The 23,119-nt window shown below is 43.2% G+C and carries 18 protein-coding genes and 1 riboswitch; of the genes, 6 read left to right on the plus strand and 12 right to left on the minus strand.

Annotated features, from left to right (window positions below):
• Both VK097_RS00005 and cls read right to left on the minus strand, forming a co-directional pair.
• Positions 1 to 494, minus strand: a 494-nt coding sequence (locus tag VK097_RS00005; protein ID WP_324209739.1) for an acyl-CoA thioesterase, incomplete at its 3' end; no start/stop codon positions are given.
• Positions 495 to 544: 50 nt separating this feature from the next.
• Positions 545 to 1,987: a cardiolipin synthase gene (cls, locus tag VK097_RS00010; protein ID WP_324209740.1), complete on the minus strand. Its 1,443-nt coding sequence runs from the start codon at positions 1,985 to 1,987 to the stop codon at positions 545 to 547.
• A 144-nt stretch (positions 1,988 to 2,131) separates the two neighbouring features.
• Here cls and VK097_RS00015 point away from each other — a divergent pair, with 144 nt between their 5' ends.
• Positions 2,132 to 2,686, plus strand: coding sequence for a short-chain dehydrogenase (locus VK097_RS00015; RefSeq protein ID WP_324209741.1), 555 nt, complete (start codon positions 2,132 to 2,134; stop codon positions 2,684 to 2,686).
• On the opposite strand, the gene megL is transcribed toward VK097_RS00015, so the two are convergent.
• On the minus strand, positions 2,687 to 3,871 hold the full coding sequence (megL, locus tag VK097_RS00020; RefSeq protein WP_324209742.1) for a methionine gamma-lyase: 1,185 nt from the start codon (positions 3,869 to 3,871) through the stop codon (positions 2,687 to 2,689). It abuts the gene before it with no gap.
• Between the two features lie 317 nt (positions 3,872 to 4,188).
• Between megL and rarD the strand changes: the two genes are divergently transcribed.
• The 4 genes from rarD (at position 4,189) to VK097_RS00040 (ending at position 9,575) form a co-directional block, all read left to right on the plus strand.
• Positions 4,189 to 5,091 (plus strand): EamA family transporter RarD, encoded by a 903-nt coding sequence (gene rarD, locus VK097_RS00025; protein ID WP_324209743.1) that lies wholly within the window; start codon positions 4,189 to 4,191, stop codon positions 5,089 to 5,091.
• Between the two features lie 616 nt (positions 5,092 to 5,707).
• A riboswitch (SAM riboswitch) is annotated at positions 5,708 to 5,825 on the plus strand.
• A gap of 117 nt (positions 5,826 to 5,942) precedes the next feature.
• Positions 5,943 to 7,706 (plus strand): PLP-dependent aspartate aminotransferase family protein, encoded by a 1,764-nt coding sequence (locus VK097_RS00030; RefSeq protein ID WP_324209744.1) that lies wholly within the window; start codon positions 5,943 to 5,945, stop codon positions 7,704 to 7,706.
• Positions 7,707 to 8,026: 320 nt separating this feature from the next.
• Positions 8,027 to 8,935 carry an SGNH/GDSL hydrolase family protein gene (locus tag VK097_RS00035; RefSeq protein WP_324209745.1) on the plus strand — a complete coding sequence of 303 codons (909 nt, stop codon included), beginning with the start codon at positions 8,027 to 8,029 and terminating at the stop codon, positions 8,933 to 8,935.
• Positions 8,936 to 8,948: 13 nt separating this feature from the next.
• Positions 8,949 to 9,575, plus strand: a complete 627-nt coding sequence (locus VK097_RS00040) for a YpmS family protein (protein WP_324209746.1) — start codon at positions 8,949 to 8,951, stop codon at positions 9,573 to 9,575.
• A 418-nt stretch (positions 9,576 to 9,993) separates the two neighbouring features.
• Here VK097_RS00040 and VK097_RS00045 read toward each other — a convergent pair whose 3' ends face one another.
• A complete protein-coding gene (locus VK097_RS00045; protein ID WP_324209747.1) occupies positions 9,994 to 10,980 on the minus strand; it encodes a helix-turn-helix transcriptional regulator in 987 nt (328 codons plus the stop codon).
• 294 nt (positions 10,981 to 11,274) lie between these two features.
• On the opposite strand from VK097_RS00045, the gene VK097_RS00050 reads away from it, so the two are divergent.
• Positions 11,275 to 12,897, plus strand: a complete 1,623-nt coding sequence (locus VK097_RS00050) for an ABC-F family ATP-binding cassette domain-containing protein (protein WP_324209748.1) — start codon at positions 11,275 to 11,277, stop codon at positions 12,895 to 12,897.
• 140 nt (positions 12,898 to 13,037) lie between these two features.
• On the opposite strand, the gene VK097_RS00055 is transcribed toward VK097_RS00050, so the two are convergent.
• The 8 genes from VK097_RS00055 to VK097_RS00090 form a co-directional block, all read right to left on the minus strand.
• Positions 13,038 to 13,970 carry an L-threonine 3-dehydrogenase gene (locus tag VK097_RS00055; RefSeq protein ID WP_324209749.1) on the minus strand — a complete coding sequence of 311 codons (933 nt, stop codon included), beginning with the start codon at positions 13,968 to 13,970 and terminating at the stop codon, positions 13,038 to 13,040.
• A gap of 208 nt (positions 13,971 to 14,178) precedes the next feature.
• The gene (locus tag VK097_RS00060; protein WP_324209750.1) at positions 14,179 to 15,369 is read right to left on the minus strand and encodes a glycine C-acetyltransferase; all 1,191 of its coding nucleotides are present in this window, start codon (positions 15,367 to 15,369) and stop codon (positions 14,179 to 14,181) included.
• A gap of 719 nt (positions 15,370 to 16,088) precedes the next feature.
• Positions 16,089 to 16,940: a 3D domain-containing protein gene (locus tag VK097_RS00065; RefSeq protein ID WP_324209751.1), complete on the minus strand. Its 852-nt coding sequence runs from the start codon at positions 16,938 to 16,940 to the stop codon at positions 16,089 to 16,091.
• A 290-nt stretch (positions 16,941 to 17,230) separates the two neighbouring features.
• On the minus strand, positions 17,231 to 19,096 hold the full coding sequence (gene opp4A, locus VK097_RS00070) for an oligopeptide ABC transporter substrate-binding protein (protein WP_324209752.1): 1,866 nt from the start codon (positions 19,094 to 19,096) through the stop codon (positions 17,231 to 17,233).
• A gap of 149 nt (positions 19,097 to 19,245) precedes the next feature.
• Positions 19,246 to 20,166, minus strand: a complete 921-nt coding sequence (locus tag VK097_RS00075) for an ABC transporter permease (RefSeq protein ID WP_324209753.1) — start codon at positions 20,164 to 20,166, stop codon at positions 19,246 to 19,248.
• 29 nt (positions 20,167 to 20,195) lie between these two features.
• Positions 20,196 to 21,158: an oligopeptide ABC transporter permease gene (gene opp4B / locus VK097_RS00080; RefSeq protein ID WP_324209754.1), complete on the minus strand. Its 963-nt coding sequence runs from the start codon at positions 21,156 to 21,158 to the stop codon at positions 20,196 to 20,198.
• A 5-nt stretch (positions 21,159 to 21,163) separates the two neighbouring features.
• Complete coding sequence (locus tag VK097_RS00085; RefSeq protein WP_324209755.1) at positions 21,164 to 22,096, minus strand: ABC transporter ATP-binding protein; 933 nt, start codon at positions 22,094 to 22,096, stop codon at positions 21,164 to 21,166.
• Positions 22,083 to 23,099, minus strand: coding sequence for an ABC transporter ATP-binding protein (locus tag VK097_RS00090; RefSeq protein ID WP_324209756.1), 1,017 nt, complete (start codon positions 23,097 to 23,099; stop codon positions 22,083 to 22,085). The genes VK097_RS00085 and VK097_RS00090 overlap by 14 nt, the downstream gene beginning before the upstream one ends.
• Positions 23,100 to 23,119 lie beyond the last annotated feature (20 nt).

The raw sequence follows: 23,119 nt of genomic DNA on the forward strand, positions 1-23,119 counted from the left end.
GTACCGAACGTTGCGGCCATTTCCTTGGAATGCTTCCGGCGCTTCTTCCGCTGAGCTGCGCGTTCGGGCGCTGATTCGTGCAATTCTTTCTCCTGAGCCGAAACCGGATAAACCTGTGGAACAGGGACTGGTTTTCCGTCATCGTTTATCGCTACAAAGGTCGAAAAGGCTGTCGTGCACACTTTCCGATCACCTGTTAACAGATTTTCAGTCACAGCCTTCACAAACACCTCCATAGATGTATTATGTGTCCATGTTACGTATGCTTCAACACAGATGGAATCCCCTTCTTTAACCGGCGACAGAAAATCAACTGAATCTGTTGATGCCGTTACAACCAGTTTTCGCGCATGTCTCACAGCTGCAATCGCAGCAACATCATCAATATATGCCATCAGCTTGCCCCCGAACAGTGTTCCGTGATTATTGGTATCCGGCGGCAGCACATGCGATGTTTTAACAGCAAGCGAATCTCTGCAAGGTTTCTTATCCATATCAATTCCTCCGTTTCAAAGGTTTACTGGTAGTGTTCCCATTTTATTTGTTATAATATCGGAGAAATCAATCTCGAAATTGACTCCTTCAGGCGCACACCGAGCGACCGCTTCAGGTATAATTTCCGGGTTATTTGGGTTGAATAGGAAATATCCTCATTAAATGCCTCCAGCAGCCTTTCCGACAACCCCTGGTTATACAGGAATGCGTTCACCTCAAAATTCAGACGGAAGCTGCGCACATCAATGTTTGCTGTACCAACTGAGGCAATTTTTCCATCAACGATAATCGTTTTGGCATGCAGAAAACCTTTTTGATAAATATAGGCTTCAGCTCCCGCATTCAGCAAATCACCTATATATGACAGTGTTGCCCAGTAGACAAACGGATGATCGGGTTTATTCGGAATCATCACTTTTACATCAACACCCGATAATGAAGCAATACGCAGCGCATCCTGCAAGCTGTCATCCGGAATGAAATAAGGCGTCTGGATGTACACATATTTTTTTGCCGACATAATCATTTTAATATAGCCATTCTTAATCTGCTCCCAGTCGGAGTCCGGGCCGCTTGAAACAATCTGCACACCGGTATCCCCACATTTTTCGCTGGCATAATAGCGGTCTTCATATACAATATTGTGCCGGGACGCTTGGTTCCAGTCCATAATAAACCTGGTCTGCATGTTGGCCACCGCATCACCGCAAATACGCAAATGGGTGTCGCGCCAATAGCCGAACTTTTTACTGTACCCCAGATATTCATCACCGATATTAAACCCGCCGATATAGCCGATTTTCCCGTCAATAATTGCTAACTTCCGGTGGTTGCGGTAGTTAATCTTGAGGTTGATTTTCGGAATCTTCGCCGGAAAAAATGATTCAATTTCAACACCTGCCTGGCGCATGCGGCGAACAAACTTTCTGCTGATTCTTCTTGACCCCATGTCGTCATACAGGACACGCACCTCCACCCCTTGTCTGACTTTTCGGATGAGTACATCTGACATTCGTTTACCCAGCCGGTCATGGCGCAGGATATAGTATAACAAATGAATATGATCTGTCGCCTGCTCCATATCCTGAATGAGTGCGTCAAACTTTTCCTTGCCGTCTGTATAGATGTCCACACTGTTATCTTGTGTCAAAATCGCATCATCATTGCTCAGATGCAAGTAGTACAGTTCTTTATACTCGGCCAGTTTCGGATTTTTGTAATGAAAATTACCTTTTTTCAGCGCACGCAGTTGTTCCTGTACAGCGAACTTCACCCCTAATTTCACTTTAGTGTCCCAAGTAAAAATACGCTGTCCGCTGATCCGTCTCCCAAAAATCAAATACAAAAGGAAGCCGGCTATAGGGATAAAAAGCAGGACCATCAGCCAGGCCCACGTTGCCGTTGCATCTTTCCGCTCCAGAAAAATGATGGCTAAGGCCAGCGCAATGTTTAAACCAATGACGACTTCCAAAAGGATTGACCAAAGTCCCACACGTAAAACCTCTCTTTGCGAAAACGAGTCATTTCACCTTATCATAGCATAATTTTCCTTCATGCGTTAATCTGTTGTTAAATCGCTTTGAAAAAATTGAGATCAGAGCATTTACTCCGGGTTATAACAAAAGGAGGGCTTTACGTGTCAGCTAAACGGGCACTGATCATTGGGGGATCCGGCATGCTGAAAGGTGTTTCCCGCTGGTTCAATGAAATGGATTATACGGTCTATATCATCGGGCGTGACAGACGAAAATTGGAAAATGTCCGGATTGAAAGCAAGCATCCGGAAAACAGTTATGGTATATCAGTTGATTATCGAGACAGCGAACAGCTGAAACAACAACTGACTAGCGTTTTAGCAGCCGATGGGGTCCCGGATATCGTTGTCAGTTGGATTCACTCGACAGCACCAAATGCACTATCCGATATTTTGAACGTCATACAGGATTATCATGCAAATAATTCATGGCATTTGTTTCATGTTCAGAGCAGTGCACGTTTTTGGATTAAAGAAAACACGCCTGTACCGAAAAAATGTCTGTACAGGCGTGTCTATCTGGGATTTATTGTGGAAAGTAACCACTCAAGATGGCTCACACACGAAGAAATTTCAGATGGCGTCATTCAAGCAATCAAATCGGATAAAGACGAGACGGTTGTCGGGACACTCGAGCCTTGGGATAAACGGCCATAATTATAGCCGATCCAGCGCCTGCTCCAAGTCTTCCCAGACGTCTTCCCATTCTTCAAGCCCGACCGATAACCGGATAAGCTGGTCGGTTATTCCCATTTCCTGCCTGGATGCTTCCGGAACGACCGAGTGGGTCATCGTTGCCGGATGCTGAATCAACGTCTCGGCATCCCCCAGACTGACGGCAATTTTGATAAAGCCGAGATTATTCAGCATGTTCTGCGCATCCTTTTTTGTGCCGTTTATCTCAAAGGAAATGAGACCGCCGCCGCGTTTCATTTGGTTTTGCCGAATGCGGTAATCAGGATGGTCACTGTCATCCGGATATAGAACACGGCTCACTTTTGGATGGCTGTTCAACTTTGCATAGATCTTTTCTGCATTGTCAGAGTGCCGGTCAACCCGGATCGGGAGAGTTTTCAGGCCTCTGATCAGGAGCCACGCATCAAGCGGTGACATGATGCCACCCATATCTTTCTGTGTCGTCATCTGCACGTTATCCAGGAAATCCTTCTTCCCGACAGCGACCCCGGCTATGACATCACCATGTCCGCCAATGTATTTGGTCGCACTGTGAATAACGACATCACAGCCAAGTTCAAGCGGGCGCTGCAAATACGGTGAGGCGAATGTGTTATCGACCACAACCGGTATGCCATGTTCATGTGCCACCTCTGCAACCATTTCCAGATCAATCAGTTTCATTGTCGGATTAATCGGTGTCTCAACATAAATGCAAGCCGTTTCCGGCCGGATTAATGCCCGCACCTCATCCTTTGTTTCCATCATTGAAAAATCGTGTTCAATGTTATATTTTTCTTTCATCATACTTATTAAACCAAATGTACAGCCGTATAAACCCGCCGAACATAGAATATGATCGTTTGCTTTCGTCAGTGCAACCAGAACCGCCGAAACTGCGGCCATCCCTGACGCAAATGCCAATCCTCGCTCTCCCTTTTCCAGGGCAGCCATTTTTTCCTCGAGAACTTTGACGGTCGGATTGCCAAGCCTTGAATACATATAGCCATCTTCCTCACCGGCAAAACGGCGCTCCCCTTCCTCCGCGGTTCTGAATGTAAACGTGGATGTCTGGAACAGCGGTGTGGTAAGACTCCCCAGCACATCGGACGGATCATAACCGTCATGAATAGCGGATGTTTCGAAGTATTTATGATTTTTCGTCATTGATAATCCCCCTATAAATTGAAATTTCATCCAGCGCAGCGCTTTTTCACGCTGAATGATAGTTGAACGCAATCGGACCTGTACAGGCAACTTCTCGCGCCATTAAGAATTTTACTGTCTTTATCATTTTATTGCGGGACAGCTGACTGTCTGTAAAGGCAGGATAAAACTGCTATACTATTATTTTATTGCATTCTGAACAATTTTGAAAGCGTTTCCTCTAAAAGAGCAGTGCAGGCTGATTGCTTTTTTATAGAATAGGATCTAAACTTGGATTATTTACATAATTCAGCACCATTACATAAAGGAGGCACACCATGAACCAGGAAAATAAAGCAGGTATTCTATATGCCGTCAGCGCCTATTTTTTATGGGGGTTTTTGCCAATTTACTGGAAACTGCTCAATGACACATCCCCTGATGAAATATTAGCTCACCGCATTCTCTGGTCATTTATTTTTATGCTTGTCATCGTTTTCGCTGTGCGGAAATGGAAACCGTTCGTCCAGGAATTTAAAACAATCATAAAAAATAAGAAACAATTGATTGGCATTACGCTTGCCTCTTTTGTTATCAGTTTGAACTGGCTCACCTTTATCTGGGCCGTCAATAATGATCATGTCATCCAGACAAGTCTCGGCTATTACATCAACCCGCTTGTCAGTATCTTATTGGGGATGATTGTGTTAAAAGAATCGCTGACAAGACGGCAGCTGTTCGCATTTATTCTGGCCGGAGTCGGAGTCGTCAATCTCACCTTCAGCTATGGTGTATTTCCATGGGTAGCGCTGGTGCTGGCGTTCAGCTTCGCCATTTATGGTCTTTTGAAAAAGACGGTCGATATCAGTGCCATGTTCGGACTAACCATCGAAACCATGATCGTTTCACCCATTGCCCTTATTTATCTGCTTTTCATACCGGATAGTTCCATAGAACCGGATATCATGTTTTCCACTACAGGCCCATTATTGATTGGAGCTGGCGTGGCAACTGCTGTTCCGCTTCTCCTGTTCGCAACTGGTGCAAGAAAGATTCCATTATCGATGGTCGGATTTTTGCAGTATATTGCACCAACCATCATCCTGATTCTCGGTGTGTTTGTTTATAAGGAAACTTTCTCCACTGCACATCTGACTTCTTTTGCATTGATCTGGGCAGCTCTCATTATTTACATGGCTTCTGCCCATCCAAAATCGATTCGCCGGCAGGAAAAAAGCTAGATTGTTTTCAAAAAGATTATTGTTTTTTTACAAATTTTATAAACTGCGATGTAGTGACAGAGTTGATTTCCGCTTCGGGCAGCTGCTTTCCGCGGGCAACGCTTCAGCTTCCTCGGAAGCAAAGACGGCTTCCCGCTCAGATCTTAGCCGCCCGCTTTCCCGCAGGAGACAACTGCCCTCCGCTCCAATCAACCATCATAATAGAACCCATAATGATTAGAAGCGAAATATCTCCAAACCAGCGAAGGAAAAATACGGAGACTCCAGCGGGAGGAAAGGCATCGGTGAGACCCCGCAGAACTGAGTTCGAGGAGGCTCACCAGCCGACCGCGGAAAGCGACGAGCGAAACATCCACCGAGTAATCTGCGAGTTACGAGGAGTGCTGCTTCACCAAAGTTCTTGCAACACGACGAGCACCAAGTGTTTTTCCGAAGCGGTATTATTGCACTCACACATCTTTTCATAGCACGTCGCAGTTTATATCAACTCCGATGAAAAAGGAGGCTTATGCAAAAGCAGCAACAATCTTTACTAAAAGAGTTAAAAATTCAAAAAATACTTGACTAATAGACTGAACCATGTATATAATGTTCATTAAATTAATAACATTTGAATCTCTTATCAAGAGCGGTGGAGGGATAGGCCCTGCGAAGCCCGGCAACCATCGAGGCAAGTCACTTTGCCTTGAAAGGTGCTAAATCCTACAGATCAGGCGGGATCTGGAAGATAAGGGGAGGACCGGTTACATAAACAACCCTCTTCTCTTATGAAGGGGGTTTTTGTTTCATCCCTCCAACCGCTTATCTTCACTGAATACAGAAATACACCATTACTTAAGGAGGAATTTTTCATGACCAATTTTCATCTTCCCAACCAGGAAACACAACTGCTTCACGGAGGTCAGGAGCCAGATCCGACAACCGGATCCCGGGCGGTTCCAATCTATCAGACAACTTCCTATGTGTTCCGGGATACCGAACACGCTCAAAATCTATTCGGACTTGCGGAGCCAGGCAACATCTATACCCGTATTATGAACCCGACCAATGATGCGTTTGAACAGCGAATGGCCCTTCTCGAAGATGGTGTTGCAGCCGTTGCCACTTCATCCGGAATGGCCGCTATCACCTTGTCCATTTTGAACCTTGCCGGCAGCGGTGATGAAATTATCGCTGACAGTAATCTGTACGGCGGCACATACAATTTATTTGCTAACACATTGCCTAAATATGGTATTAATGTAAAACTTGTCGACGGCACAGACCATGATGCCATCAAAAATGCGATTACCGATAAAACAAAAGCAATATTTGGTGAAATCATTACCAATCCAAGTTTGAACGTATTGGATCTTGAGGTACTCGCCGGGATCGCACATGATCATGATATCCCGCTTATTATTGACAATACGTTTGCAACACCATACGGCACAAAACCACTTTCCTGGGGAGCTGACATTGTTGTCCATTCCGCCACTAAGTGGATCGGGGGGCACGGTACCGCGATTGGAGGCGTCGTTGTTGATGGTGGTCGTTTCAACTGGGGCAACGGGAACTTTCCTGGGTTTACCGAGCCAGATGAAAGCTATAACGGCCTGCGCTATGTCGATGTCGGACCAGCTGCGTTTGCTACGAAATTGCGTGTCCAGCTGCTGCGGGATATCGGTGCCAGTCTGAGCCCGCAAAATGCATTCCTGCTGCTGCAAGGCCTTGAAACGCTCCATCTGCGCGTTGAACGTCACAATCAAAATGCTGAAGTAGTGGCAGACTATCTGAAAAATCATCCCGCCGTCGAATGGGTTAACTATCCGGGGCTGGAAGAACACCCTTCCCACAACTTAGCGGATAAATATTTGCAAAACGGTTACGGATCAATCATCACATTCGGCATTAAAGGCGGGCGTGAAGCAGGCAGGAAATTAATCGACAGCGTTAATCTTTGGTCACACGTTGCCAACGTCGGGGATGCAAAATCACTGATTATCCACCCGGCATCCACCACCCACCAGCAGCTTGGCACCGAGGACCTAAAAAAAAGCGGTGTAACCGAAGAATTAGTTCGTCTGTCAATCGGGCTGGAATCAACAAAAGACACGCTGGCCGATCTTGATCATGCGATTGCAAAGGCAACCGGTAAAGCACCAACCATTGAACCGACCGAAGAAGATGCCATTAACTGGCTGCTCGCTTCGCCGTTTGACCGTGCGAATGGCGGCATACGCCAAAAAACAATTGCTGTATTCGGGCTGGATTCAACGGACAGTTCAGTTTACCAAAGTGCAAAACGGCTGCAGCAGCTCGGATTTCAAATTGTTTCAATCAATCCGTCAGAAAAAACGATTTTAACTGATAAGACGTTTGATCAAATAAACAACGTCCCATTAACGGTTGATGCCGTTCTGACCAATGATCAGGCACTTCCGGCAGACTTAACCAAACAGTTGAACGAGAAAAACACCCGTATTGTTTGGGCGGAAAACCCTGCTGCAGTCCGGACACCGGAGAACGTGCAGACTGCCGGGATAACCGTTATTTCAGACAAAAATGCTTACGAGGAAGCCGTAAGTATCCGGAAAAACGGCGTCCGAAAAGCACCAGCGAACGTCCAGGCTTAAAAACTGTTTATAAAACTGCAACTTAAAAATTCGCCTTCGATTGAAGGCGAATTTTTTAAGTTTAAATATGATATATAGTGGGGATTAGCCAAGCGTAATCATGGTATAATAAAATAAAACTACATAGCGGTGTATTCACTATATGTCAGTTGAACATAATCGGACATTTACGAGCAGCCAGCCGCTGTTTTCAGTGGTTTACCGAACATTATATGTGAATTAAATGTACTGGAAAGCCTGACACTTGCAAATTAAAGCATTACATATATATGATGAACCCAGCCAGCACCACAAGAATAACTTACAATAGGTGTGAAATCATGAATAAAAGACTATACACGCTCATTATTTTGGGCATACTGCTTATTGGCATAACACTCTTTCTCGTCGTGGATCCGCCGGAAAATTCCAAGAACGTATCCACTGATAACAATGAACAGCAGGAACAGAAAGAAGATACCAAAGACACTGCCGACAAAGAAGAAAAAACATCCCAGGACGATAATCAGACGTCTGCGGAAACAACCGGAAAGCCGATGACAAATCTGCAGGACATATTCAGTGAAGCCGTCCAACGTACCATTAACTTTTTTTCCAATCGGGAAGCAAACGTTACGGCTCTTGGTGATTCATTGACCCAAGGTGTCGGTGATAATGTTGTGGATGGCGGTTATGTCGGTATTTTGGACAATACAATTAATCGAAACAATCAGCTGGTGACATTTGATAATTACGGCAAACGCGGAAATCGATCGGATCAGCTTCTAAAACGGCTTGAGAAACCAAAGGTAACTCAGTCCGTTGAAGAAGCTGATATCGTCCTGATTACTATCGGGGCTAATGATATTATGCAGGTCGTTAAAGAAAATTTCACCGATTTGAAGATTAATGATTTCACACCGGCAAAAGAAGCATACGAAGATAACTTACAGGAAATTCTTGATAAAATAAACACTTTGAATGATAACGCTGAGATTTATTTAATCGGTATATATAATCCTTTCATGCATTACTTTCCGAATATAAAAGAACTGAGCATGATTGTCGAGGACTGGAATAAAACCAGCCGGCGCATAACAGAGCAATATGATCATGCGACATTCATACCGATCGCGGACTTATTCAAAAGCGGGGATAAAGAATTGTTTGCGGAGGATAATTTTCATCCGAGCCATCAGGGGTACCAACTTTTTGCCAGACGTGTATTGAAATATGTAACAGAACAATAGGGGGGCGGACACTGTGCCGAAACATAAAAAGAAAAGAAACACATGGAAATGCATTTTCTTCTGGCTCCTTGGTTTTAACGTGCTGGTACTCCTCTGCATCCTGGCGCTTATTTTCTGGCCAGTATCTGAAACAGAGACACCGACACCGTCAGAAGACAACACGCAACGAAGCTCGGAGTTTACGGTGCGGACCTCGAAGCAAAATGTCAATGAGCTGGTAAATGCTTATATTGAAACACTGCTGGACGATAGTGACCATCAGTACAGTATTTCACTTGATAAGGATGTGGAATTGATCGGGGAACTTCCTGTTTTTTCATCAACTGTTCCGGTGTCCGTACATCTGGAACCAGTTGTCCAGGACAACGGCGATGTCATTCTGAAACAGGAATCAATTTCTATCGGTAAACTGGCACTGCCTAACAAAAAGATTATGGAGTACCTGAAAAAGTACCTGCCAATGCCGGAGTGGGTAACGGTCGATCCGAAAAATGAAGAAATCTACGTCGCAGTAACCGATATGGAAATTAGAAGTAACTTAAACGTCAGTGTCGAAAGTTTTGACCTGGAATCTAACAACCTTGCTTTTAATATTGAAATACCTTACGAAACATTGGGAATCGAAAAAAGATACTATTGATGGGGCTGGGACAAAAGCATTTAAGGTAAAGCAAAATCCGAACGATGATTCAAATTTCTTCAGATAGCTTTCGAATCAGTTCGGATTTTTCTTTTTGTTGTAACATGGGGTTCCGCGTAAACCAGCGCAGGAAAAATACGGAGACTCCTGGGGGGAGCATAGGCCTGGATGAGACCCCGGAGTGCTGAAAGCACGAGGAGGCTCATCAGCCGCCCCCGGAAAGCGTAGTGTTTTTCCGAAGCGGTAGTTAAAACATATACCTACATTTTACTAGAATCTCCTGGCTATCATTCGTTTTTAGTGTTGAACGTTTTAGTTTTGTCCCAGCCCCTTTTTGTTTGAAAAGTTCTAAACTGGAGAAATGCGGCTACAGCTATTGAAGAGTAATATCTTTCTTTTCATTAAACAAAAACCTGACCTAATCGCCAACGTACATGTCGATCATTTGCCTGATCTGCTCCTTTATTCGTTTCACCAAATGTTCCGGGGATAGCACTTTCGCACGGTTTCCCCATGTCAGGATCCAATTGATCAGCCCGTCCGACAGCTTTGCTTTCGTTGACAACACAAAATGCTCATCATCGATTTCCCGGATATCTGCATCCTGCCCGAACCTGTCAAGCACGACATTCACCAGACTGTTGTGAAAACGGATTTTGATGCGCATTTCTTCCCCTGCAAACATATGAAAACTTTGGTTGACGTACTCCTGCAGGTTGAAATCCCTCTTTTTGAACGTTTTTTCACTGACTGAAATATCACGGATTCGGTCAAGGCGATAATGCCGTATTTCGTTCGTTTCCTGAAAAACGCCAATCAAATAATAGAAATCATTCTGCCAGATCAACGCATATGGCTCAACATGGTAGCGGCTGCCTTCACGGTGATGCACAAATTCTTTTTTCACATTGAATGTTCCATACTTATAGGTCAGGACTTTACCCTCTGAAATGGCCCTGTGCACACTGTCGATATTCAATTTTACCAGTTCATAGTCGATGTTCGCGGACTGACTGAACACTATGGGCTCCGGAAATGTCTTGGCAATATGCTTGCTGGTCAGGTTTTTTATCTTATTGATCAGTTTTTCCTTTTCATTCGTTGTGATAAAGCGTGCAGATAAAATTGCGTCATTGATCAGTCTAAGCTGGTACGTTTCAAACAACCGTGACTGATGACTGTAAAGCGTTTTGCCGTAACGTCCCAGATTGCGGACAATTTCAAAATCCATATCATCGAGTGTCTGCAGGTCCCGTTTGATTGTTCGTTTATCAAATGTCGCGTCCCCTGTAGCCGAGCGAAGTTTTTCTATTAATTGATCAATTCCAAGATCATGATATTCATCCGTCTCATTAAACAAAATCTCCTGCAATCGCAGGAGGCGGTAATTGCTCCCCCGTTCCATAAAAATTATCCCCCTTATAAAGATAAAAAAGAACCTACATCCACTGTAAGGTTCTGATCAACTGAAGACAAGCCTTTTCATTTTTCTGTTATTATAAGTACGAATGATTCGCTTGCCGCTTTCGGTTTGGCCGACTGTCGTTGGTTTCTTCCATTGTTGCATAAACCAGTCAAAAAATACACTTTCTTTGGAATATTCATAAACAAACGCATGCGTACAATCCATTTACGTTGACGAAATGGGTTCAAATCCCTTAAGCTAACGTTGATTATATTAATTGGAGGACGTTAATGAATGATAACCGTTAACAATGTAAGTTTACGATATGCTGATAAAAAATTGTTCGAAGATGTAAATCTGAAATTCACGCCCGGCAACTGTTATGGCGTCATCGGTGCGAATGGTGCCGGAAAATCCACTTTTCTGCAGGTCCTTTCAGGTGACGTGGAGCCGCAGTCGGGCAGCATTTCCACTTCCCCTAATGAACGGATTGCTGTACTGAAGCAGGATCACTTTGCCTTCGAAGAGTATGATGTTCTGGAAACCGTTCTAATGGGTTATGAACGTTTGTATGAGGTCAAGCAGGAAAAAGATGCGATTTATATGAAGCCTGATTTTTCCGAAGAAGATGGCATGCGTGCTGCTGAACTCGAAGGTGAGTTTGCTGAAATGAACGGCTGGGAAGCAGAGTCCGATGCAGCCGTTCTTTTGAAAGGACTCGGTATTGAAGAATCCCTTCATTCAGCAAAAATGGCGGGACTGCCTCAGGACCAGAAAGTCAAGGTATTGCTTGCACAAGCACTCTTTGGAAATCCGGATATTTTGCTTCTGGACGAACCGACAAACGGTTTGGACATTCACGCCATTCAGTGGCTGGAAGAGTTTTTAATCAACTTTGAAAACACAGTGATCGTTGTTTCCCATGACCGCCACTTTCTAAATAAAGTATGCACACACATTGCCGATGTTGATTACGGAAAAATTGAAATTTACGTCGGTAACTATGATTTTTGGTATGAATCCAGCCAGCTGGCGAAGAAAATGGCACAGGAAGAAAATAAAAAGAAGGAGGAAAAAATCAAGGACCTAAAAGCATTTATCGAGCGATTCAGTGCAAACGCATCGAAGTCACGGCAGGCCACATCACGAAAAAAATTGCTCGACAGCATAACGCTGGATGACATCAAACCGTCATCACGGAAGTACCCGTATATCAACTTCACACCAAATCGTGAAATCGGCAACGACCTGTTGTTCGTTGACGGCTTAACCAAAACCATCAACGGTGAAAAGGTGCTCGATAATGTCAGCTTTACCATGAAAAAAGATGATAAAATAGCTTTAGTCGGAAAAAACGACATTGCCAAGACGACGCTTTTCGAGATCATAATGGGCAATATGGAACCTGACGCCGGGACATACAAGTGGGGTGTAACCACTTCACAATCTTACTTCCCAAGGGATAATTCGGACTACTTTGACGGCAGCGACTTAACACTGGTCGACTGGCTCCGGCAATATTCGCCGGAAGATGAAACGGAAACCTTCCTGCGCGGATTTCTTGGCCGTATGCTGTTCTCAGGCGACCAGGCTCTGAAGAAAGCAAGCGTCCTATCAGGCGGTGAACGCGTCCGCTGCATGCTGTCAAAAATGATGCTCTCAGGTGCGAATGTTCTGGTAATGGACGAACCGACCAACCACTTGGATCTGGAATCAATCACATCGCTGAACAACGGTCTGAAACGGTTTAAAGGATCGGTGTTATTCACCTCCCATGACCACGAATTTATTCAGACGATTGCCAATCGACTGATTGAAATTACGCCACAAGGCATTGTCGATAAAGAAATGAGCTATGACGAATATATTGCTGATAAAGCATTGCAGGAGAAAGTTGATGCGATGTACGCGAGCTAATAACTCGTGATTGAGTTTGAGCACTTCCTGCATGATTTTGCGGTATGCACATAATATGACGCAGCCCTCGCACGAATTGCCCGCTTCCACACATTGAGATAAAAAACGTTCCCCTACCAACGTAAGGGAACGTTTTTTTCTTATATACTTCGAAGTTTTGCGAGCATATCCTCTGTCATCTTATCAATATCATAAGCCGCTTCAAAGCCCCATTCCGCTTTAGCTGCGGATGAATCAATATTATCAGGCCAGCTTTCGGCGATTTGCTGACGGACAGGGTCAACATTATAGTTTAGCTCAAACTCCGGAATATGCTTTCGGATCGCATTGCCAAAGTCCTCCGGTGCTGCGGATATAGCCGAAATATTATAAGCATTTCGGTTCACCAGCTTGTCGGGATCAGCTTCCATCAGCTTGATAATCGCATTCAGTGCGTCCGGCATGTACATCATATCCATGTACGTGTTTTCCGCGATATAGGAAGTGTATTTCTTATATTTCATTGCTTCATGGTAAATTTCCACCGCATAATCAGTCGTCCCTCCGCCCGGTGGGGTTACACAGGAAATCAGACCGGGATAACGGACGCCCCGCGTATCCAATCCATACCGAAAATAGTAATAATCACACAGCAGCTCACCAGCCACTTTATTGACACCATACATCGTCGTTGGGCGCATAATCGTTTCCTGTGGTGTGTTTCGCTTCGGTGTTGTCGGGCCGAATGCTCCAATCGAACTTGGTGTGAAAAATTGTAAATCAAGCTCTCTTGCTGCTTCCAGAGCATTGATCAGCCCACCCATGTTCAAGTCCCATGCCAGTTGCGGAGCAGATTCCGCCTTGGCAGACAACAACGCCGCCAAGTGCATGATCGTATCCACATTATGTTTTTTGGCTGCATCATGTATTGCCTGTCCATCGGTGACATCAACAATTTCAAATGGACCTTCCATTTCTTCTTTTTTCCAAAGATCGGAACCAACGACATTGGATGAACCGTAATTTTCCCGCAGGTTCTCAACAAGTTCTGAGCCGATTTGACCCATCGCCCCAGTAACCAGAATTTTTTTCATCGTTATTTCCCCCAGCTATTCCTCTCATAAATATGTTGATTCGTGCAGTTGTTGTAAGATAAACTTCATTCATCAGATTGATTTTTTCCGCTAAATGTTAGTTATTCGAACAGGACCTTTATGGCCAGTTGAATCCCCCACTAAGTTTTGTCCCACGAAAACTTGAAGCGGGGGATTACTGCCTGCCAAGGCGGGATTAACAGCAAATTTATATCAGACCAAGTTCTTTGCCTATTTTTTCATAGGCTTTAAGTGCATCATCCAACATTTCTTTTGTATGTGCTGCTGTCGGCATATTGCGGACACGCCCTTTGCCCCTTGGAACTGTCGGGAAAACGATTGACTTGGCGTAAACCCCTTCTTCATACAGCCGTTTGCTGAATTTCTGTGTGTCTTTCTCATCACCCAAAATGCAAGGTGTAATTGGCGTTTCACTTTCGCCAATGTCAAATCCGAGCTTTTTCAAACCGTCTTTCAGATAATGGCTGTTTTCCCACAATTTTTCATTTAAATCTGTTGAGTCCATCAGCAGTTCAATCGCTTTTGTACTTGCTGCCGCATCTGCCGGTGAAACAGCCGTTGAAAATAAAAATGGGCGAGAGCGGACCTTCAGCCAGTCAATCAATTCCGTCTTGCCGGCAACATAGCCACCGATAACGCCAATCGCTTTGGACAGTGTCCCCATCTGAAAATCAACTTTATCCTGCAGCCCGAAATGTTTTACCGTGCCGGCGCCATTACCAAGCACACCTGAACCATGCGCATCGTCAACATAGGTGATCAGATCCAACTCTTCAGCAATGTCTACAATCTCAGGCAGCTTGGCAATATCACCGTCCATGGAAAAGACACCATCCGTAATCACCATTACCTTATTATATTGGCCGGATTCCACCGCTTCTTTCGCTTTGGTGCGTAAATCGTCCATATCCGAGTGGTTGAAGCGGATAATCTTTGCTCTCGATAAACGGCAGCCGTCAATAATCGACGCATGATTCAATTCATCGGAAAGAATCGCATCATGCTTATCCATTACCGCAGAAATCGCGGCCATATTACAATTAAATCCTGACTGATAGGAAATGACCGCTTCAGTCCCTTTGAATTCGGCCAGTTTCTTTTCAAGTTCAAGGTGCAGATCCAGTGTCCCGTTAATCGTGCGGACAGCGCCGGCACCTGCCCCATGTGAATCAACTGCATCCTTGGCAGATTCCTTCAGACGTTCATCAGTGGCAAGACCCAAATAATTATTGGATGACAGATTAATCAGCTTTTTTCCGTCAATGTTAATAACCGGACCGTTTGCTCCCTGTACCGGATCAATTTCATTATAGAGCCCGCGCTCTTTTAAATCTGAAATATTTTCCTCCAAAAAACGCTGCAATACACCGCTCGTCATTTTATACTTCCTCCCTTTTATTATGTAAGCGTTTTAATCATTGTTCATTTTTAAAATTAACATGTTCCATTATTTAGTTTAACACATGATTTTATTATTTGGTATTTCCACCAAAAAATATCATGAATTGAGGAGAAGTAAAAAATTCCCTCTTATTTTTTTATTAAACTATAGTAATGCACCATCAATTTGTAATACAATTGAAATATAAGAGAAGGTGTTTTTTCTAAAAGAGAGAACAGTCTGAAGACCCCGTAAGCGAGAAACGAGCTGAGGAGGCTAAAGCGTTCCCCGTGGAAAGCGAGTATTATTCCACAGCGACGGATCGGCACCATCCCTTATTATTGAAGAAAGGCATCAAAAAATAAGAATAGACCGCTACTGAATGAAGTTTCACTTTATATCAATTATGAGGCTTGAAGAGCAATAAATTTCACAAAACGAGTCTAAGATAATAGAGAGGATAACATATAATGAAGCAAATATTAATGACAATATTTATTAGTTTAATTGTCTGTTTTAGTATAATCGGGTATTTCCAAACATCCGTTGATACAGAAGATATGGTCGAAGAAGAGGAAAAGGATAACAACAATACAATTATATTGAATTAGGCAGTCTTCTATACACATTACACATTGAGCAGTAATATTACCTAAATCAATTAAACGAAAGGGAGTATCTGATTAGATGCTCCCTTTCTTATTGCTGACTTGCTATTATTCAACGATAGTTACATCGACTGTGCGAACGCCCCAGTCATAAGCTTCACTTTTTGATGGGACATGAACATCAATTTTGTTGCCGTTAATGGCACCGCCAGTGTCTGCAGCAGTTGCATAACCATAGCCTTCAACATGAACTTTTGATCCTAATGGGATAACGTCAGGGTCGACCGCAATGACTTTTTTGTTTGGATTAGCATTCAGGTCAACACCGGTTGCCGTAACACCTGAGCACCCGTCACAGTCACCAGTATATGCTGTTGCTGTTGCTGTAATGGTTTTGCCCTCAGGATTATCCTGGGAGGATTCTTGTGATTGTTTTTCATTTGTATTATTTTCAGAGGATACTGCAGTCGCTTGTGCTGACTCGTCAGACTGCTCCGCTGATTCATTGGATGAACTTTCATTTGACGAACTTGATTCAGTTGCTTCGGATGCAGAAGCAGACTGAGCTTCATTCTGTTCAACATTTGATCCTTCAGTTGCTAGTTGTTGACCAACGACAATGAGATCTGACTGAAGGTTATTCCAAGCTTTCAATTCATTTACTGACGCACCAAACTCATTACCGATGCCATATAATGTATCACCTTTCTGTACCTTATATGTGCCATTGGTGTCGTTGCTGTCATTGCTGTCATTGATAGAAAGTGTCTGCTTTGGATAAATTGTCGTTGATTTTAATTCATTTATGTCAACAAGTTCATCCACGCTTGTATTATATTCCTGAGCAATACTCCAAAGATTATCTCCTTTTTCTACTTCATACTCTGCTGCTGATACAGTGGTTACTGTAGCGCCAGCCATAATAATTCCTGTAGCGATTGAAGCTACCATCTTTTTCATAGGTAGTCCCTCCTTTAATTACTGCATTGACAATACTATCATAGCTTCATAGGCAATGCAGTTACAGGAGAGTTAAGAGTTTGTTACAAGAGCTGTCGAAACACGCGGAAAATATTACAAATTTAATAGATTTGTATCACAAAGGCTCCTATATTACATATGTATGTCCAAAACGGCCTTTCAGAAGTGTTTAGTCACTTAAATGAAATAATATCTATCAGTCTTTTTAACAAAAAATGAGGCTGACCCAAAAACTTTTTGGAGTCAGCCCTTTCTCTTTAAAGTGCAAGTTACTCGGCTTTAGCTGGTTCCTCCTGCGTAACTCCGAGTTCATACAGGTAAGTATCCCCAGTTGACATATCGTCAGCGTACAAATCGTAATTTACAATACGGTTGTTCACCGGAACAATTAATGAACGATACAATGTTGGGAATACTGGTACTTCATCAACCATGAATTCCTGCCATTCATTGTATACTTCCTTGCGTACCTCCTGATCAAAGGCTTCTTCTGATACACCCTTTGCCAGAAGTTCATCATTCTTCTCGCTTGCATAGCGTGAGAAGTTAAATAGCGCCTTGCGTCCATAAAGACTCGTCGGGTCAACATCATAGCCAACACTCCATGCGCCCTGATAGATGTCAACGTCAGGATCGTCATTTCCGCTTTGACCTACTTTATCGTAGAACGTATTGAATTCCAGCAAGCGGCCATTTAATAGTTCAACGTTAAGCCCAACTTTTTTCCATGCCTGAATGTAATAGTTCGCGATTGGTTCAGCTACATCGCCGCCTGACATTGAGGCAAAATTAATGGTTAACCCCTCACCATCGGGGTCTTCACGGACGCCATCTCCGTCCGTATCTTTATAACCTGCTTCGTCCAGCAGTTGTTTTGCTTTTTCAGGATCATATTTACGGCCGGGATTGTTTTCATCATGATAGGCTGGATGTGAAGGTGGAATCAATGTCGTCGCATTCCAGCGCAGCCCGTTATAGAATTTCTTACCGACAGCTTCGTTATCAACCGCATGCCACATTGCCTGGCGAAGCTTTTTATTTGCCATTTTGGCATCCGGATCAGGTTTGACTTCTTTATTTTCCTTATCCCATGTACCCAATTTAAATCCAATATATGTGTAGGCAAGATCTATCTTTCCAAGATATTCAACGTTGGATAAATTAGCATTATCCGGGTACTGATCTGTTGGGAAACTGCTGACAAGGTCAACTTTGCCGCTTTCCAATGCCTGAACGACTGTGTCTGGACTAATTACTTTTACAACTACTTCATCAAGGTTCGGCTCTCCGCGCCAATAGTCTTCATTTGCCTTCAATACAACAGATTCACCAGGAACAATATTCTCCACTTTAAATGGACCAAATCCGATTGGGTTTTTACGTACTTCTGGCGATTCCGCCATTTTGGCTACAGGGATATCCTCAAATATATGCTTTGCCATTGGATAAATCCAAACACCACCGGTTAACAATGATGGTGTGGCTTTTTTGTACGTTATCTTTAGTGTTTTTTCATCAACTACCTCAATTCCGGAAATGGAATCGGCTTCGCCATTATGATATGCTTCCATCCCTTCTATATTCCGGAAGCTTGCACTATAACGCGGACCCTTGTAATCCGGATGTCCGATTACTTCATGTGCAAATGCCCAGTCTTCAGCAGTAACCGGTTCGCCATCATGCCAGTTAACACCCTCTTTAATAGTAAACGTGAATGTCTTGTTGTCATCGCTCACTTCAAAGGTTGCAGCCCCATCATTTGTCATCGTATAGTTTTCGTCATACGTTATTAATCCCTCATCGAACCATTGAAGGATTTGTGAATCAGGATCCCCATCATAGAAGTTCCAGTTCAATGTACCTTCAAAGGAAGTATCTGATACAAGACCAAACGTTATCGAACCACCATCAATCGGTTCACCGTCATTTGAAGCTGAAGCACTAAAATCCTCAATCGAATACAATTTGTCTTCTGAAGCCTCAGCTTCTCCACCCTCATTTGATCCTTCCTCAGTTCCTTCACCGGAATCTGATGAATCGCCACTATCATCAGAACCTCCGGTGCAGGCTGTCAGTGCAAGTAGGAGCACTAATAACAGTACAAATAACCCCTTTGTGTAATAAGACTTTCTCATCCATTAGACCCTCCCCTTAATGTTGGTTTTTTTAGTCAAACAGTTGTCTGTCTGACTATTTTATACTCATCATCAATGCTGAGAGTGGCAGCATCAATGTAAGTAACCATCCCTCGTTATATTATGTGAGCAACCTCACCTCCCTGAAATTAACCCCTTCTTTGTCTTGCGTCTGTTGCACGTTTAAGCGCCTGCCCGACATTATTGACCGCAAGCATTAATATAAAAATCATTAATGATGCCGGAACCCAAATCCACCATCTTTCTTCCAGCGTTGTCGGGTTTGTTGCATAGCTGACTAGTGTTCCTAAACTCGGTGTGCTCTCGGGAAATCCAAACCCCAGGAAAGAAAGCCCGGATTCCAGTCCGATATTTGCCGCCAGATTCAATGTCATTGTTACAATTATAAGCGAACTTAAATTAGGCAAAACTTGTGAAAACATAATTTTTAAATTAGACGAGCCAAGTGTTTTGGAGGCCTGTGCGTAATCCAGTTCCCTCTCCTGCAATGCCTTTGAACGTATCAGTCTGGCTATTCCCATCCATAAAAATGCTGTCATAATCAACGAGAATGAAACAACACTGTATTTCGGTACAATTGAAACGAATACAATAACAACCATGATAAATGGTAAAATTAGAAAAAAATCCAAAATACGCATCATAATATTATCAACATGTCCGCCAAAATAACCGGACACCAGGCCGTAGATAATCCCAATTATTCCAGTCATCAACGTGACAAGGATGGCAACTGAAAGCGAATTCCGCGTTCCAATAATCAGCTGTCCAAAAATATCACGTCCGCCGTAATCTGTACCAAGGATAAATTCACCGGACGGCGGTTCATGGATGGCAAATAAGTCTACCTTTACAATTTCCTCCTTATCCATAATGATGGAAGTTCCATATACAAAAGCGACAACCAATATTATAAGTATCAATGATATCAATGCGATCTTATCCCGCACAATTTCCCGCCAAAGAATGCGCAATCCGGATGGACTTTCACTTACTTCTGAATTCTGTACGGACTGATATATATATTCTTGTTCGTTTTTCTTCTCCATTTTCAATCACCTCAGAATCTGTCGAATTCCTATTTAATGCGAATACGAGGATCCACGAGACTTAATATAATATCTGATATCAATGCCCCTAGAATCGAAGCCAAGCCGAATAGCAGCACAACTGATGTCACGACAGTATAGTCACGTAATAGAACGGATTCAATAAATAAGTTGCCCATACCGGGATAGCCAAAAATCCGCTCAACAAATACTGTCCCGCCGATTAAACCGGTAATTTCAAACCCGAAGAATGCAGCGATTGGCAATAATGAATTCCGGAAAATATGACGATTGTAGACTCTTGATTCAGAAGCACCTTTTGCTCTGGCTGTAATAATAAAGTCTCTCTGTTTGGTATCAATAATTTCACTGCGTAAATATTGAACTGTATTAACCGTCGTAATCAGTCCCAGAGAAATTGCGGGGAGCAATAAGTGATTTATCCTGCTGAAAAGGTAGTCAATACTTCCGGATTCGGCTTCAGGGCTAACACTTCCACTTGTCGGAAACCAGCCGAGTTGATACCCGAAAATCCACAACATAACTAATGCGAAAATAAAGATTGGTGTTGCAAATCCGATATACGTATATCCGGTTATCGAACTATCCAACAATGAATCGTTAAACCTTCCGCTCGTTATTCCCAAGGGAATAGCTATCAAATATGTAATAATTAATGTTGCAACCCCGAGCCAAAAAGAATTGACCATTCGATTCCAAATCAATTCTGATGCCGGCATTTTAAACTGGAATGACTGACCAAGATCACCCCGGAAGGCTCCAGTAATCCAGTCAGCATACTTTACATGCCATGGGTCATTCAGTCCTAATTTCTCCCGCTGTTCCTGCATTTCCTGGGGGTCCAGGTCAGGGTTTATTTGACCTGTTAATGCGTCGCCCGGCATTGCCTGGGCCATTAAAAACACAAGTACACTCAGCAGCAATAGTTGCGGGATCATTATTAAGGTTCGTCGTACTGTGAATTTCCACATATGATTCAACCTTTCTCCGGCAGTGCTACCAGGTGTGTATCAGATATAGGTTTCAAACTGTAAGCCAAACCGTCATCACCAAAATAATCATCATAAGACTTTTCATATTCCCTTTGTACTTCATGACGATAATAAATCAGGTTTTTTCGATTCTCTGGATTAATATCAGGTATTGCAGCTACGAGACGCTTTGTATAAATATGTTGCGGGTTATTAAAAATATCCTGTACGGTTCCTTCTTCAACGTATCTTCCTTTATACATAATGCCAATATCATCACACATGTGGCGGATAACACCAAGGTCATGGCCGATGAAAATATACGTTAAGCCCAACTCATCCTGAATATCTTTCATAAAGTTCAGAACCTGCGCCTGAACCGATACGTCCAACGCGGAAACCGGCTCATCGGCTATAATGAGCTTTGGTTTTAAGGCAATTGCCCTGGCAACTCCGATCCGCTGACGCTGCCCGCCAGAGAATTGATGAGGATATCTCACAATACTTTCAGGGCTTAAACCGACCAGCTCCATTAATTCCTGAACGCGCTTTTTTTCTTCTTGTTTTGTTAATTTCTCATAATTTCGCAACGGTTCAGCGATAATATCCAAAACTCTTTTTTTAGGATTCAATGACGAATAAGGATCCTGAAAAATCATTTGAATTTCTTTTCTTACATCCAAATCCGCTTTTTTAATTTTGGTTATATCGTGTCCATTGTAGTTAATTTTGCCTGCTGTAATTTTGTTGAGTCCAATAATCGCACGGCCTGTTGTGGTTTTTCCTGAGCCTGATTCACCGACAAGCCCATATGTTTTCCCTTGTTCAAGTGAAAAGGATACACCATCAACAGCTTTAATATGATCAACGGTCCTCCCAAATATCCCGCCTTTAACCGGAAAATGTACTTTCAGGTCCTTTATTTCAAGAAATGCCATGGCGCTGATCCCCCTTTTGCTCGTCAGGGAAGTAAAAATTTTTATAACATGTACAGCGGACGAAATGATTTAGACTTATTTCATGCAATACCGGGTTTTCTTCATGCACTGCGTCGTCAATCCATGGAATTCTATTACGGAAACGGCAGCCCTCACGGGGTAAGTTTTTCAAAGAAGGCACAATTCCCTGAATGACATGAAGTTTTGAGTCAACCGATTCAGCATTTGGAACTGAACTTAATAGTGATCTCGTATAAGGATGCTGCGGGTTACCGAACAGAGCATGCACATCAGCAACTTCAACAATTTGACCCGCATACATGACTGCTACCCGGTCAGCCGTTTCAGCCACTACGCCTAAATCGTGTGTAATAAGGATAATACCGGCATTCATGTCTTCTTTTAATTCATTTAATAAATCCAGGATTTGTGATTGAATCGTTGCGTCCAGTGCGGTTGTCGGTTCATCGGCTATTAAAACTTCCGGATCATTTGCTATTGCTATAGCAATAACAACACGCTGGCGCATACCACCGGATAACTCATGCGGAAATTGCTCATAAACTTGCTCCGGCCGGCCAATTCCTACCTTTTCCAACAACGATATTGCCTTCTGCTTTCGTTTTAAACCTGAGAACTTCTTATTATGTAATAGTAATACTTCAGAAATTTGATCCCCGATTTTCATTAAAGGGTTTAATGCCGTAAGCGGATCCTGAAAAATCATGCTCATCTCATGGCCTCGAAGTTTATTCATTTGTCCAGCAGAATATTCCGTCACATCGTCACCTTTGAAACGAACGTCGCCTTCAATTTTTGCCCGATTGTGCAATCCCATTAACGAGAACGCAAGAGCACTTTTACCGCATCCCGATTCACCGACAATGGCCATTACTTCATTCTTATTGACGGTTAGTGAAACATCATCCACTGCTGCATAATACTTATCCCCAATTCGAAATGAGGTTTTTAGATTTTTTATTTCCAGTAACTTTTCATGCACCATGATCCCCCTAAAGAAAT

Source organism: Lentibacillus sp. (genome assembly GCF_035301675.1).
Taxonomy (GTDB): domain Bacteria; phylum Bacillota; class Bacilli; order Bacillales; family Amphibacillaceae; genus Lentibacillus.

What these genes read in the sequence shown, in the direction of transcription:
- opp4A (WP_324209752.1), bottom strand. Translation starts at nt 19,096, where the DNA reads ATGAGAAAGTCTTATTACACAAAGGGGTTATTTGTACTGTTATTAGTG.
- opp4B (WP_324209754.1), bottom strand. Translation starts at nt 21,158, where the DNA reads ATGTGGAAATTCACAGTACGACGAACCTTAATAATGATCCCGCAACTA.
- VK097_RS00030 (WP_324209744.1), top strand. Translation starts at nt 5,943, where the DNA reads ATGACCAATTTTCATCTTCCCAACCAGGAAACACAACTGCTTCACGGA.
- VK097_RS00035 (WP_324209745.1), top strand. Translation starts at nt 8,027, where the DNA reads ATGAATAAAAGACTATACACGCTCATTATTTTGGGCATACTGCTTATT.
- VK097_RS00060 (WP_324209750.1), bottom strand. Translation starts at nt 15,369, where the DNA reads ATGACGAGCGGTGTATTGCAGCGTTTTTTGGAGGAAAATATTTCAGAT.
- rarD (WP_324209743.1), top strand. Translation starts at nt 4,189, where the DNA reads ATGAACCAGGAAAATAAAGCAGGTATTCTATATGCCGTCAGCGCCTAT.
- VK097_RS00065 (WP_324209751.1), bottom strand. Translation starts at nt 16,940, where the DNA reads ATGAAAAAGATGGTAGCTTCAATCGCTACAGGAATTATTATGGCTGGC.
- VK097_RS00050 (WP_324209748.1), top strand. Translation starts at nt 11,275, where the DNA reads ATGATAACCGTTAACAATGTAAGTTTACGATATGCTGATAAAAAATTG.
- VK097_RS00055 (WP_324209749.1), bottom strand. Translation starts at nt 13,970, where the DNA reads ATGAAAAAAATTCTGGTTACTGGGGCGATGGGTCAAATCGGCTCAGAA.
- VK097_RS00045 (WP_324209747.1), bottom strand. Translation starts at nt 10,980, where the DNA reads ATGGAACGGGGGAGCAATTACCGCCTCCTGCGATTGCAGGAGATTTTG.
- VK097_RS00085 (WP_324209755.1), bottom strand. Translation starts at nt 22,096, where the DNA reads ATGGCATTTCTTGAAATAAAGGACCTGAAAGTACATTTTCCGGTTAAA.
- VK097_RS00075 (WP_324209753.1), bottom strand. Translation starts at nt 20,166, where the DNA reads ATGGAGAAGAAAAACGAACAAGAATATATATATCAGTCCGTACAGAAT.
- megL (WP_324209742.1), bottom strand. Translation starts at nt 3,871, where the DNA reads ATGACGAAAAATCATAAATACTTCGAAACATCCGCTATTCATGACGGT.